The sequence below is a fragment of the Cytobacillus oceanisediminis genome, from assembly GCF_004366035.1.
Classification (GTDB): Bacteria; Bacillota; Bacilli; order Bacillales; family Cytobacillaceae; genus Cytobacillus; species Cytobacillus oceanisediminis_C.
In genome coordinates this window covers 56,175-69,253 of the sequence record NZ_SOEE01000006.1, presented here as the reverse complement: position 1 = coordinate 69,253, position 13,079 = coordinate 56,175, and the positions used below count along the sequence as shown (strand labels likewise).

General features: G+C 42.5%; 13 protein-coding genes. 3 read left to right on the top strand and 10 right to left on the bottom strand.

Going from position 1 to position 13,079, the window contains the following annotated elements:
- Positions 1 to 77: 77 nt before the first annotated feature.
- Positions 78 to 905, top strand: a complete 828-nt coding sequence (locus DFO72_RS15895) for a MerR family transcriptional regulator (RefSeq protein WP_113882931.1) — start codon at positions 78 to 80, stop codon at positions 903 to 905.
- Between the two features lie 248 nt (positions 906 to 1,153).
- Here the strand turns inward: DFO72_RS15895 and DFO72_RS15890 are convergent, their stop codons facing one another.
- Positions 1,154 to 1,354, bottom strand: a complete 201-nt coding sequence (locus DFO72_RS15890; RefSeq protein ID WP_009335135.1) for a cold-shock protein — start codon at positions 1,352 to 1,354, stop codon at positions 1,154 to 1,156.
- Between the two features lie 570 nt (positions 1,355 to 1,924).
- Here DFO72_RS15890 and DFO72_RS15885 point away from each other — a divergent pair.
- Positions 1,925 to 2,458, top strand: a complete 534-nt coding sequence (locus DFO72_RS15885) for an MEDS domain-containing protein (protein WP_113882930.1) — start codon at positions 1,925 to 1,927, stop codon at positions 2,456 to 2,458.
- 131 nt (positions 2,459 to 2,589) lie between these two features.
- Here the strand turns inward: DFO72_RS15885 and DFO72_RS15880 are convergent, their stop codons facing one another.
- The 3 genes from DFO72_RS15880 to DFO72_RS15870 are packed head-to-tail and all read right to left on the bottom strand — an operon-like array spanning position 2,590 to position 5,708.
- Positions 2,590 to 3,006, bottom strand: coding sequence for a GtrA family protein (locus tag DFO72_RS15880; RefSeq protein ID WP_243856182.1), 417 nt, complete (start codon positions 3,004 to 3,006; stop codon positions 2,590 to 2,592).
- Positions 2,981 to 4,018, bottom strand: coding sequence for a glycosyltransferase family 2 protein (locus DFO72_RS15875; RefSeq protein ID WP_113882928.1), 1,038 nt, complete (start codon positions 4,016 to 4,018; stop codon positions 2,981 to 2,983). The genes DFO72_RS15880 and DFO72_RS15875 overlap by 26 nt, the downstream gene beginning before the upstream one ends.
- Before the next feature lie 16 nt (positions 4,019 to 4,034).
- Positions 4,035 to 5,708, bottom strand: coding sequence for a DUF6044 family protein (locus tag DFO72_RS15870; RefSeq protein ID WP_395858183.1), 1,674 nt, complete (start codon positions 5,706 to 5,708; stop codon positions 4,035 to 4,037).
- Between the two features lie 130 nt (positions 5,709 to 5,838).
- On the opposite strand from DFO72_RS15870, the gene galU reads away from it, so the two are divergent.
- A complete protein-coding gene (gene galU / locus DFO72_RS15865) occupies positions 5,839 to 6,699 on the top strand; it encodes a UTP--glucose-1-phosphate uridylyltransferase GalU (RefSeq protein ID WP_113882926.1) in 861 nt (286 codons plus the stop codon).
- On the opposite strand, the gene galE is transcribed toward galU, so the two are convergent.
- The 6 genes from galE to DFO72_RS15835 form a co-directional block, all read right to left on the bottom strand.
- The gene (galE, locus tag DFO72_RS15860) at positions 6,679 to 7,686 is read right to left on the bottom strand and encodes a UDP-glucose 4-epimerase GalE (RefSeq protein WP_113882925.1); all 1,008 of its coding nucleotides are present in this window, start codon (positions 7,684 to 7,686) and stop codon (positions 6,679 to 6,681) included. The genes galU and galE overlap by 21 nt on opposite strands.
- Before the next feature lie 434 nt (positions 7,687 to 8,120).
- Positions 8,121 to 9,983 (bottom strand): ABC transporter permease, encoded by a 1,863-nt coding sequence (locus DFO72_RS15855; protein WP_113882924.1) that lies wholly within the window; start codon positions 9,981 to 9,983, stop codon positions 8,121 to 8,123.
- Positions 9,958 to 10,722, bottom strand: coding sequence for an ABC transporter ATP-binding protein (locus DFO72_RS15850; protein ID WP_113883225.1), 765 nt, complete (start codon positions 10,720 to 10,722; stop codon positions 9,958 to 9,960). The genes DFO72_RS15855 and DFO72_RS15850 overlap by 26 nt, the downstream gene beginning before the upstream one ends.
- An 88-nt stretch (positions 10,723 to 10,810) precedes the next feature.
- The gene (locus tag DFO72_RS15845; protein WP_113882923.1) at positions 10,811 to 11,812 is read right to left on the bottom strand and encodes a sensor histidine kinase; all 1,002 of its coding nucleotides are present in this window, start codon (positions 11,810 to 11,812) and stop codon (positions 10,811 to 10,813) included.
- A 14-nt stretch (positions 11,813 to 11,826) separates the two neighbouring features.
- Positions 11,827 to 12,516 (bottom strand): response regulator transcription factor, encoded by a 690-nt coding sequence (locus DFO72_RS15840; RefSeq protein ID WP_113882922.1) that lies wholly within the window; start codon positions 12,514 to 12,516, stop codon positions 11,827 to 11,829.
- 73 nt (positions 12,517 to 12,589) lie between these two features.
- The gene (locus DFO72_RS15835; protein WP_113882921.1) at positions 12,590 to 13,057 is read right to left on the bottom strand and encodes a hypothetical protein; all 468 of its coding nucleotides are present in this window, start codon (positions 13,055 to 13,057) and stop codon (positions 12,590 to 12,592) included.
- Between the last annotated feature and the right edge of the window lie 22 nt (positions 13,058 to 13,079).

Here is a 13,079-nt window from a genome sequence, read left to right as displayed (position 1 = left end):
CAGTCAAACTTGATTTATTTATACGTTTTATCCTAGTGTATATAGTAACTATATAGTCAAGGGCAGTGATGTAAAAAATGAGTAAAAAAGATGGCAAATATTTAACGACTGGTGAATTCGCAAAGCTTTGCAAGGTTAACAAGCAGACAATCTTTTATTACGATCAAATCGGGATTTTGTCCCCGGTAAAGAAAAATGAAAAAGGCTACCGCTATTATTCCATTCACCAATTAGAGTTATTTTTTGTGATTGATTTATTAAAGGATCTTGGCATGTCGCTTAACGATATTCAGCAGTATATGCAAAATAAATCGCCCGAAAGCTTTTTAACCATCATGTACCGGAAAAAAGAAGAGATTGTGAAAAAACGGCAGGAAATCGAAATGAAGGAGAAAATGATCGAGGCCAAAATCGGATTAATGGAAGAAGCTTCTCAGCTGGATTTTAATCGAATTACGCTTCAGCCATTGCCGGAAGCAACCCTCTATCTGAGCAGGAACATCCAAAATATATCTAATGAAGAATTTGTGGAGGTCATCTCGGATTTTATTAATGAATTGCAGATATCACAGCTTGATTCAGGGTATCCCATTGGGTCTATTACGAAGAGGGAGCAGGTCCTGAAAGGGGAATTCTCCAATTACAGCTATTTGTATATCGAGCAGCCTAACCCAAAGGAAGGACATCCGTATTTTCGGGCAGTAAAAGGGGATTTCCTTATTGGCTATCATGTTGGAAGCGAAAAAACAATCAGCCATACATATAAGCGGCTTTTCTCAGAGATGGAGAGGCTGCATTTAACCTTAGGGGAGCATGTTTTTGAAGAATACATTTATGATACCGTTGTACATAATAATAAGGAGCATTACGTCACTAAAATTATGATGCAGGTTGACAGGGGATAGGATTTCTGCCGCTCTTTATCAAAGCATGTTAGGAAAATTCGCAATAATATGATACACTTTGTTTACCATTTGATTTACTGTGTACATGTGCCCTGCTCATCCGTGAGCGGGGTTCCTTATTTTCAAGAACAAAGGGCTATGCGCTGGACCTGGAAACAGATCATTTTCCCAAAGGAATATCACATCGATATATTTTTCCTAAACATAAAAAAGCAGGCCCATAAAGAGCCTGCCCTGAGGTTTTTTAATTAAGCTTTGCGCACGTTAGCTGCTTGAGCTCCACGCTGACCTTGCTCAACATCGAAAGTCACTTCTTGACCTTCTTCTAAAGATTTATAACCTTCGCCTTGGATAGCTGAGAAATGAACGAATACGTCTTCTCCACCTTCGCGTTCGATGAATCCGAAGCCTTTTTCACTGTTAAACCATTTTACTTTACCATTTTCCATTTTTGTTGCCTCCTTGTGCGTATAAACACACATTGTGTTACTATCCTTGCTCTCAGTGATCATCAAGACGTAAAGTTATACTCAAACTATCCTTTACACCGAACAAAAATAATTCTTATTTAGATTAACACTTTTCTGAATTATATGCAAGAAAACACACAAAGAAAAACATCATTTCTCCATTCGAGCATGCACAAACTCCGAAAATAACATAAAAAAACTGCTAATTCATAGCAGTCATTGATAGTGCCTTAAGAAGTAATAGAATATCCTGATGAATGCTGTTGCGTACTTGATCATCGCTACAGTTGTATAAATCAGCCTGTAAACGTCCAAGTTCTCTAATGAATAGTAAGTTTTCTTCCTTACTAAGCATAGTGTATTCGCTCCTTTTTACATAGGAAAGACACTATGTCGTTTCAGGGTAACACTATTGCATTCTATTTACAATCAATCAACAGAGCTTAAGAATTAAGAATTTCTCCTTTCGCTTGTGAACCCTTTTTAATATCAATGTATGATAAACTGAAATGGCAGGCATAAAATGTCAAAATTCATTGGGGTGCAAATTTGGAAAGTATACATTTAAAAGAAGTCCATGAAATTCAAGACCTTACTAAGGGACATGTATTATATTTTTCCAAGAAGCAGGATCAATATATTTCAAATGTCATGGAATTTGTTCTTTCCGGCTTAGAACGTAATGAATACTCCATTATTATAGAAAATGACCGAATGACTCCATTGATTAAGAAAAGTCTCACAGAGAAGTTGAATAATAACTGCCTGGAAAAAGTAATGTTCGTCAATAATTATGACTTCTATTATGCCAAGGGGGACTTTAGAGTTAATTCTATTTTCGATTATCTTCCGAACTTAATTGAAGGTTATTCAGAACAGGATTTAGCTGTCCGGAGCTGGGCTCATGTCGAATGGCGTGATGAACCGGAAGTAAGTAAAAAATTATCGGTATCTGAAAAAGAAGCTGATCTAATCGTTGCCAAAACAAAACTTCTATCTGTTTGTGCCTATGATTCAGAAAGGGTTAGTCATGAATTAAAAGAAAGGCTTCTATTTTGCCATAACTTTCTTATAAATGAATGAGTGAAGCAACAAAAAATGCAGACAGGCTTTACTGTAAATAAAATTAGTCTCACCTTTAATAAGTGAGACTAATTTGGTTCCCAATGCCCCCCCTCAAAAACCTGCTCTGTTGGCAGTTCATTTTAGTTTCTCTATTTAGTAAAAACGAGGTATTTTTGCCCGATATAGTTAGTTGATGTGTAAATGCCTGCTCCTAAAAGAACCGCCATTTCTTCCGGCGAAACATTATGCCCAAAAAAAGTAAAAGTCTGTAAATACCCTGCAGCCATGCCGCTTATGGAATAAGAAAGAATATAGCACAGAAACAGAATAAGAATAAAGCGCACCGCACTGCTTTGAAGGCTGGCCCTGCTCCTGAAGGTGAACGTTCTGTTCAGAAAATAACTGACCGCTGCCCCCATACTGTTTCCCAGAAATGTAGCAGTCCAATACGGAAGCCCCGCCAAATCCAGCAGCATAAATATCATGGAAAGCCCAACAATTGTATTGCCTATTCCCACAAGCAAAAATCGAATAAAGGTATTAGTTCGTTTCAGATAATGTTCCAAAAGGAATGTCCGCGTGCTCATCATCAAGGTCTCCGTCCGTGATCAAATGGCGGGAAATCGGCAGATTAAACGCATCTATCTCAATTGAGAATTTAGGTCTGCGTTTTGTTTCTTTATAGATCTTCCCGATATATTCCCCCACCAGGCCAATGGCTGTCAGCTGAAGTCCCCCCAGCATCCAAATCGAAGTGATCAACGAGGTCCAGCCGGTTTCGGTTTCACCAAAATAGCGCAATCCAAGAAAGTAGAGGCCAAATAAAAAGCTAATACAAAAAGAGCCGATGCCCAATGCCAATACCATTCGGATCGGCGTAACGGAAAAGGAAGTAATGCCTTCAAAGGAAAAGGCCAGCATCTTTTTCAGCGGATACTTTGTTTCCCCGGCAAGACGCTCTTTGCGGTCATAATAAACATTGGCCGTTTTAAAGCCCAGCAAAGGCACAATTCCGCGCAAAAAAAGATTGGTTTCCTCATAGCGCTGCAGTTCTTCCAAAGCACGCTTGCTCATCAGGCGGAAATCTGCATGATTATAGATTAGATCGACACCCATTTTCTTCATTATTTTATAAAATCCCTGTGCAGTGTTTCTTTTGAAAAACGTATCACGGTCCCTCTTTTTTCTTACTCCATAGACAATGTCATATCCTTCGCGGAATTTCAGGATAAACTCCCGGATCACGGCAATATCATCCTGAAGATCGGCATCGATAGACACCGTGCAATCCGAAACCTTTCCTGCAGCTGTTAAGCCTGCAAGCAGAGCATTCTGGTGTCCTGCATTTTTGGCAAGCTTCAGCCCCCGCACTTTGGGATTATTCAGGCTCTGCTTATAAATGATCTGCCAGGTCCGGTCCCTGCTTCCATCATCGACAAACAGAATTTTGCTTTTATCAGAAACAAGATCATCACCCAACATTCCTTCAAGCAGCCCATTCAGCTGATGAATTGTATCCGGCAGTACCGCCTCTTCGTTATAGCAAGGAACTACGATGGTGAGTACTGGGTTGGTCATTCTTAATTCCTCCTGCTTATATGGCTTTATAAAGGTAGATTTTCCACACAGATCTTTTTGATACAAAAACCTTCTCCAGCCGAAGCAGATTATCTTCCGCATTGTCGATCGGGACGGATGAAAAAAGATAGGAACCGCCCATGGCCTTAAAGGCTTCTGTATTTAACTCAAGATTCTTCAGCCTTTTTTTCGTCCGCTTTTTGAACATATAATGCTTGCCAAGCTCGTCCGTGAAGAGATAGCATCTTCCGCCCCATTCATCAAAATAAATGCGGAGTGTTTTATTTTTTTCCAGCTCTTTCTCAATGATTTTCCGAAACTGATATTTGTATGTTAAGGGGTAGAAATTATTATACGAGTCTAGCGTGTAGAAGCCATTATACTGGGCAATGGCCGGATGAAGCCCGATGCTTGCCACCCGGTAATCCTCCTGCGGAAGCCCAATGTATTCTTTAATAGCCGAGAACTGCTCTTCTGCGTAAAATTGCTTGACCGTTGGCTTATCCTGAAAAAGAATTTCCTCGTTAAAAAAAGAAACGGCCATGACCTGTGCCAGCACAAAAATCGGAACCAGCCGCCTCCAGAACGGCCCATGAGACCAAATGATTTTCAAGGTCAGCGCGAAAAGCACATAGATAACCAGCGGCCTTAAAAAGTGATACCTGGCAAAATTGAAAGTATCAAGAACATGAAAACGCTCTGTCAGCGGCAGCCACCCTTTATAAAACCAGAAGGCATACCATGCTGATAGGGCAAAGTTAAGAAAGAACAGGAACAAAAACACCTTGTCCTTCTTCCCCTTTTTCTGCCTTAGCGTCATAAAAAGGGCTACAAACATAAGCGGGAGAATGACCAGAGTATGCATCGAGGCTGCGTGGTGGTGCCCCAGAGCAAAGTTCTTGAATGTCAGCCTGACGCAATGCCAGAAAGTGAGCCTCGCATGAAAGTACTCATCCCGGCTGTTTGGCTCATCGTCAAAAAGAAAGGAATAAACGAGTCTGTATTCCACGATGAAAAAAATCCCTGTCATATAAACAATCGATAAAAGAAATGGCCAATTCCATGCCTTTTTCCTGATGACATCCGTCAGCCAGAAGATCCCCATTGCACTCAGAAAAAAGAAAAATCCAAGGACAATGCTCGCATATAAAGGCAATAGGGTTAATACAAGGACATTTTTCCACGACCTTTCCCCCTGCCTGATATTTAATAAGGCCCACAGAGCAAGCGGCATCCCAAGCGTGCTCAGCATACCGGAAGGCCAGAATGGCGTGAAAGCAAAAGCAAGGGCTGTCCCAATCGTAATGGGCGCCCATTTTTCTTCTTTAAGAAAGTGCTTTTTCAAAAGCAAATACATACCGATAAAAGCAAACACCCTTGTGATCGTCTGGCTGAGTGCATAAGCAATCATCGGCGGAAAAAGGGCATACAGCCAAACAATTAATGTAAATTCCGAGCCAAACGCATTGCGGGACAAATTTCCGTTCATAACTTGCGGAATGACAGCGTCAATCGGTCCTGTCAGCTGTCCGCTTTCAGCAAGAACTTTATACCATGCCAGATTGCTGTCAAGATTATCATGAACGCGGATATGCGCGTCTTCACCTAATATGTACAGGGGGGATACAAAAAGGGCCAGTGCAATTATGGCCAGAATAAGGAGATTTTTCTCGGCTGTATTTTTTTTCAAAAGCAATCTCTACACCTCTGGGTTCAAGATTATTTACAATTTTAGGGTTCACGTACTGGAGCAAAATATTCAGGAAGGGATAATACAACCTTCCTCCGACATAAAAATAGAGTGGAAAGGGGGGAATTTTATGATTAAAAAAGCGGTCATTCCTGCAGCAGGCCTCGGGACCCGTTTCCTGCCTGCCACAAAGGCACAGCCCAAGGAAATGCTCCCCATTGTCGACAAGCCCGCCATTCAATACATTGTGGAGGAAGCCATCGCTTCCGGGATTGAAGATATCATCATTATAACCGGGAGAAACAAACGGGCGATTGAAGACCATTTTGATAAGTCGGTTGAAATGGAGCTGCTGCTGCAGAAAAGCGGAAAGCTTGAAATGCTTGAGGAAGTGCGCGAAATAACCAATCTGGCTGATATCCATTATGTCAGGCAAAAGGAGCCGCTCGGATTGGGGCACGCCATTTTATGCGCCAGAAAATTCATTGGCAAGGAGCCGTTTGCTGTCCTCCTTGGCGATGATATCATTGACGGGGAACCTCCTGCCATGCTGCAAATGATTGAGCAGTATAGCCAAACGGGGGCCAGCATCCTCGGATGCAGTGAAGTTCCTCTGTCCGAAGTAAATAAATATGGAATTGTCGGCTATTCAGAACAGAGAGGACTATTATATAAAGTGGATAACCTCGTTGAAAAACCCCCTGCTGAGAAGGCGCCTTCAGCTCATGCCATTATTGGCCGCTATATCTTAACACCGGCTATCTTTGATATGCTTGAAAACGGAAGCCCCGACAGCAAAGGCGAACTGCAGCTGACAGATGCCCTCCATGCTTTGCTTCGCCGGGAAAACATTTATTCGTATCTGATTCAGGGCAGCCGTTATGATATTGGAGATAAATTCGGCTTTCTTAAAGCCTCGATTGATTATGCCCTGCAAAGACCTGAGCTGAGGGAAAAGCTTTCACTATACTTAAAGCAAGCTCGCTTTTGATTTGTGATATCCGTCAGGATGGGACCTGTGCCAGCTCCAGGCATCCTCGACGATCTGACGGATACTTGTTTTTTGCGGCTTCCATTTCAGCAGTGACCTTGCTTTTTCTGATGAAGCAACAAGTTCTGCCGGGTCCCCAGACCTGCGGGGAGCAATCGTAACTTTAAAATATCTGTTTGTTACCTCTGCTGCGGTTTCAATCACTTCTTTAACAGAGATCCCTTTGCTGCCTCCCAGATTAAAGACATTGCTTTCCCCTCCATCTTCCAGGTAGCGGAGTGCCAGCAGATGGGCTTCAGCCAAATCCTCTACATGAATATAGTCCCTTATGCAGGTACCATCCTTTGTTGGATAGTCATCTCCAAAAATGGAGACAGATTTTCTTTTTCCAAGTGCCGCCTGCAGGATAATCGGGATCAGGTGTGTCTCGTTCTGATGGTCTTCGCCAATTTCCCCTGAAGCTTTTGCCCCTGCTGCATTAAAATAACGGAGCGACACGAACCTTGCTCCTGATGCCTGCGCCCACCAGTGGAGCATTCGTTCAATGGCAAGCTTCGTCTCGCCATACGGGCTTGCAGGCTCGAGCGGCGCGTCTTCCCGTATAGGCTGGCTTTTTGCCTCACCATATACAGCTGCAGTTGACGAAAACACGAGCTGTTTAACCTTATGCGCGTCCAAAACTTTTAGAAGGCTAAGAGAACCAAGTACATTATTATCATAGTAATTGAGCGGATTTTTCATCGATGCCCCTACCAGGGATGATGCCGCAAAATGAAAGACTGCCTCTATTCGTTCGCTGCAAAAGACACTATTCAGAAAATCCTGCGATCTGATATCCCCCTCATAGAAAGCTGCCTTCGGATGAACCGCCTGCCTGTGGCCCGCAGCCAAATGATCAACTACCACTGTTTCATACCCTTTTCGTATTAGAAGATCTACTATATGTGAACCAATATAACCTGCTCCACCTGTAACCAAGATTGCCATTCCATCACTCCTGTATAGATTTACTTTCCCTTTTCTATATGCAGGTGTGAGGTTGAGTATGATAAAACTGCGGAGTCCTCATTCCCCGAATGAGTACCAGGTTCGGCTCTCCTGTTCGGATTTCTTCTTCTCCTGTCTAAAGCAGCTCTAAGTTCGGACAACACCACGCTGATCTCTCCTCCCCTTGTCCGAAGTTGCTCTAAGTTCGGACAACATATCGCGGAATTCTACTCCTCCTGTCCGAAGTTGCATCAGGTTCGGACTCCTCAGACCAGTTCTCTTCATTTCCTGTCCTAAGCAACCCCGGATTCAGACAGCATCTCCAAGTTTTCTCCCTCTCATGTCCGAATCAGCACCAGGTTTACTCAATTCCACTCTCCTCTGTATTAAAAAAGGACCAGATTTAGTCTGGCCCCCTCAATTCTTTATTAAATTTAAATCGACGCCTTTATCTGCTTCGTATAGAAAAAGCGCACAATAAAGAAGTAAACAACCTGAATGGCTAGGAAAACACTCAGAACAGCTACTGATTCCTTAAATAGGTTAAAGTAGAACAAGTTCGATAACGCTGTCAGAGCTACAGCACCATGGATGAGAGCGACGAGGATCGGTGCGAAAAACAAAACCATAGTCTGTCTGTTTAAAACCTTTTTCAGCTCTTTCTCGGTTAACCCCATCTTGGAAATCGATCTGAATTTTTGTTTATCTTCATCCAGGTCCATGTAGAGCCTGAAGTACAGGAAGCTTCCGGCTGATACGAAAAAGACAATCCCGATAAACAGACCGACAAATAATATGGGCCCGTAGCCTTTCATAATTTCATATATTTCGTAGTCTACTGATGTAATTTCATATCTTGGCAGTTCCTTGTACAGCTTTTCAGAGGCAGCCATTACCCTTTCCTCTCCATCTGTTGCCTGCCAGGCGTAATAGCTTTCCTGAAACTCTGGTTCAGGAAGCTTTTGATAGTCTTCATCTGACACGATAAAATAGGAATCTGTTGCCGGCAGTGCTTTCGAGTGAATGACTTCCTTCGGCTTCAAAACGGTGCCGGAATTCAGTGTAATAGTTTCATTCAGGAGTTCCTTCGTTTGCCCGAAGTTGGTCCCTTCAAACTCCACTGTCATTACTTGCCCGTCTTTTAAGTCAATCGGATCTTCGTCAATGAGCGCTGCAAAGCCGTTAAAATCGGATTGACTAGCAATCAGAATGCTATCCCCGCCAACTTCAAAGTAGCGTAAAACAGTATTCTCCGAATCCGCTTCAATCTTTTCTTCTTTTAACGTTTGATTGATAAACTCAACATTCTTCACTTCATTTTCTTCAGATGTTTTATAGGAAAACGTTGTGGCATTGACATTTTTTATGTTTGAAGTAAGCACGGTTTGAAATCCGAATAAAGAGCCAATTGCACTGAACGCAACTGTTGAAACCATTGCAACCATGAAGAAGGTTCGCGCATTATCCTTCATGCGAAAGGCCAAATCTGAAAACAGCAGCATATTGGTTTTAAACCAGAAAACACGTTCATTTTTCTTTAATCTTCTAATAATATAAACACTTAATTGCGTAAATAACAGGTAGGTGCCAATGCAGACAACGATGATCACCGGCACCATTGCCACTACAACGACTAACCCTTTTGCGATTAGTGCAACAGCATATCCCGCTCCTAATAAAAGGATAGCCAGCATCGTTAAGAAAAGATTCGCTTTTGGCTCACCCTTTGACATTTTATTTCCCTTAATTAATTCAATCAGCTTTTTGCTGCGCAGAACATACGTTACAAATAAGGAGATAAAGAAAAATAAAATAATAAAAGAAATGAAGGTGATCAGGATGGCCTTCACTGGGAAATAAAAAGACAGTGCCCGCTCAATAATCAGCACATTTTCAGCCAGCAGCAATATCGCCTTTGCAAACACAACGCCAAGGAGGATTCCGCTTAGGGTTGCCAGTAAGCCAATCAGCATATTTTCCAAAAACACCATGAGACGGATCTGTTTCATGGACATGCCCTGGATCATTAATAACCCAAACTCTTTTTTCCGGGATTGCAGAAAAGAGCTCATCGAATATAAAACAAAAAAGAACGAAAACACGTAGATAATGCCTGCTGCTGCATTCATACCCTTCGTTACAGTTGAATTCATGCCATCGCCGCTTAATGCAGGATGATTCGCAAAAATCGAAAAGGTAAAGAAGACCATGACCGTAAATAAACTGCTGAGGAAGTAGGCTGCATATAAGCGTTTGTTCCGTATAACGTTATTAAACGCGAACTGACGAAAGGTCATGTGCATCCCCTCCAAGCAAAGAAAGTGTATCAATGATCTTCTGGAAAAAGGCCTGGCGGTTATCACCGCGGTGTATCTCTGAATAGAATTTTCCGTCCCGGATGAAGATGACCCTGTTGCAATAGCTCGCTGCCTGGGCATCATGTGTGACGAGCATCATGGTTGTCTTCTCAGTCTTATTAATCGATTCAAGCATTTCCATAACATCCTTGGAAGACTTGGAATCCAGATTTCCTGTAGGTTCATCCGCCAGCAGCAGTTTCGGCGTATGAATCATCGCTCTTGCCACAGCAGCTCTTTGCGCCTGTCCTCCTGATATTTCATACGTCCGCTTTTTCATAATGCCTATAATCCCCAGTTTTTCAGCAATTTCGTATGCCTTGTCTTTCATTTCCTTCACTTTTTTCCCGTCCAATGTTAGCGGCAGGACTATATTTTCTTCAACCGTCAAGGTATGAAGCAGGTTGAAGTCCTGGAAGACAAATCCTAATTCACGGCGGCGGAATTGGGCCAATGCCTCTTTTTTTAAGACATGGGGATTTCTTTCATTTATCAGGATTTCACCTGTTGTCGGTTCATCAATGGTGGCAATCATGTTCAGCAGTGTCGTTTTTCCGCTTCCCGAAGGACCCATGATTCCGACGAACTCACCTTCATCAATAGTTAAGTTAATATCCGTTAACGCACGATAGGCGATTTTTCCTTCATAAATCTTGCTTACTTGCTTCACTTTTAGCATCACAAGTTCTCCTTTCACCTTCAGTTGACTTGTGATCAGTATATCTTCTAGACCCATTTCAAAAAAATCGATTTTTCTTTCACTTACCTTACAAGCCTGTAAGGTTCTGCGTTTTTCCAAAAATCAGCCGGAAAAGAGACCCTTCCCCCATCTTGGATTCCAGTTCAATGCGATGGCCAAGATGATCGGCTGCCTCCTTCGTCAAGTACAGCCCCATACCTGTGGATTCCATGAATTTCCGTCCATTTTCACCCGTAAAAAAAGGTTCAAACACACGGCGCTTGTCCGCTTCCGGAATCCCGGCGCCAAAGTCCTTCACTTCTAAGACAGCTTCTCCGTCTTTTTCTAAAATGGAAATATCAATTCGATTGCTCTTCCCTCTGGAATACTTGACCGCATTATTGATCAGCTGAGAAAGCATAAAAAACAGCCATTTCTCATCTGTCTCCACGATCATGTCCTGCTTTTCCTGCAGGAGATTCGGATACACCCCGTTCCGAATATAAAACCGTTTGTTTTCGCCATTCACTTCATGAATGATTTTGGACAAGTGTACAGGTTTGATATGAAAATCCTGTTCAATTGTACGGAGTCTCGCCATATAGAGGATGGTGTTCAAGCCCGTTTTCATCCGGTCCGTCTCTTCACGAATACTGGAGGAGTCAGGTTCATCCAAGTTTTGCGCAATCAGTTCAATGACAGAAAGCGGTGTTTTCATCTGATGGACCCATTGATCCATAAACTTCAGATGCTCCTCCTGCCTGGATTCCAGCTCTTTGATTCTTGTCTGATAATGCCTGTACTGATCCTTCAGCAGATGATCAAGCGCTTGTGAAACCGGTGAGTTTTCTGTTGTTTGAAAGGAATCGTCAAGGGAAGCAAGTTCCTCTGTCAGCCTCTTATAAAACTTGCGGCGGCTAAAATAGTGGTATGCCAGGTAGGCCGTGAGAAAGAATAGTCCAAGAAAGATGCCATAGAGGGCTGGTAATAGATGACGATAGCCATCCAGCCAATAGATAGCCAGAATTATAAAAAATTGAACGATCTGTACAGCGATTAGTAACGCATGCTCTTTAAAGAATAGTTTCATTTCTCTTCAGCCTTTCACCAGGTAACGACCAAACGATAGCCTGCGCCTCTCACTGTTTCGACCGCTCCTGAAAGCCCGATTGCCTCAAATTTCTTTCGTACCCTCGCCATATTTACATTCAGCGTATTTTCATCCACATAGACCTGTTCATCCCAAAGTTTTTCCAGCAAATCTTCACGCCCGGCCACACGCGGGTACCGCTCCAGTAAATTCTCAATAATATCCGCTTCTTTTTTGGACAGCGGAACGGTTTTATCACCGAAACACAACTCCAGCCTTTCCGGAAACAGCTTCAATCCCTCTGCCTCCAGAACTCGTTCCTGGGCCTGTGATGCATACTCCCCATAGGCCCTGCGAAGCTGGCTGCGGATTTTCGCCATCACAATTTCCGGATGAAACGGCTTGGTGATGAAATCATCGCCGCCATTCTCAAGCGCCATCACCTGGTCCATCTCCCCTACCCGTGCGGAAATGAAAATAACCGGACAAATCGACTCCTTCCGGATTTGCCTGCACCAGTAATAGCCATCAAAGCTCGGAAGATTAATATCCAGGAGCACAAGATCCGGTTTATGCTTATGAAACTCCCCCATCACATCATCGAACTGTTCCGCAGCCGCAGCATCATAGCCATACTTCACTAAGTGTGACTGCAGGTGCTCCGCGATTTTCGGATCATCCTCAATAATGAATATTTTCTGCATCCTCTCACTCCTTGTCTTAGAAAATTATGCCATAAGGAGAACGGGAAAAAAAGAGCTGCTTCTGCAGCCCTTTTTAGATACAAGCTTTCTTTTCTAATACACTAATCCATTTGTAATACCCTATTAGTATGGTTAATAAAATCGGATTAACAATGGCAGAGTGCCATATACTCCACCATCCATAATGAAAGAAACCAAAGGGATGAGGCAGCATGGCAGCAGCTTCATAGCTGAGCAGGAAGAGCTCCCAAATAATAAAGTAACGTACCTTTTTCTTGAAAGAGCTATTAAAAGGATACCAATTGATAAACATCAAATTTACTGGCGGGATTAAGATTGTGTAAGCAGGAAATGCTATCCAATCTATTCCTTGTGTAAAGTACCAGTATCCTTTGTATTTCAAATCGATAAAAATATCAAAAAATAATTGGAATGCTATAGTAAAAACCCAAATATGGACAATTTTATTGGCTGAGATCCCCTTAATGGTCTTATATAATATTAAATTAAACACAACAACTGAGGAAATTTGTAAGATCATTTTCTACTCCGGAAAGCTTTTT

Bases quoted from the DNA above. Each gene is read 5' to 3' on its own strand.
- DFO72_RS15895 (WP_113882931.1), top strand. From the start codon at position 78: ATGAGTAAAAAAGATGGCAAATATTTAACGACTGGTGAATTCGCAAAG.
- DFO72_RS15890 (WP_009335135.1), bottom strand. From the start codon at position 1,354: ATGGAAAATGGTAAAGTAAAATGGTTTAACAGTGAAAAAGGCTTCGGA.
- DFO72_RS15875 (WP_113882928.1), bottom strand. From the start codon at position 4,018: ATGACCAACCCAGTACTCACCATCGTAGTTCCTTGCTATAACGAAGAG.
- galU (WP_113882926.1), top strand. From the start codon at position 5,839: ATGATTAAAAAAGCGGTCATTCCTGCAGCAGGCCTCGGGACCCGTTTC.
- galE (WP_113882925.1), bottom strand. From the start codon at position 7,686: ATGGCAATCTTGGTTACAGGTGGAGCAGGTTATATTGGTTCACATATA.
- DFO72_RS15855 (WP_113882924.1), bottom strand. From the start codon at position 9,983: ATGACCTTTCGTCAGTTCGCGTTTAATAACGTTATACGGAACAAACGC.
- DFO72_RS15850 (WP_113883225.1), bottom strand. From the start codon at position 10,722: ATGCTAAAAGTGAAGCAAGTAAGCAAGATTTATGAAGGAAAAATCGCC.
- DFO72_RS15845 (WP_113882923.1), bottom strand. From the start codon at position 11,812: ATGAAACTATTCTTTAAAGAGCATGCGTTACTAATCGCTGTACAGATC.
- DFO72_RS15840 (WP_113882922.1), bottom strand. From the start codon at position 12,516: ATGCAGAAAATATTCATTATTGAGGATGATCCGAAAATCGCGGAGCAC.
- DFO72_RS15835 (WP_113882921.1), bottom strand. From the start codon at position 13,057: ATGATCTTACAAATTTCCTCAGTTGTTGTGTTTAATTTAATATTATAT.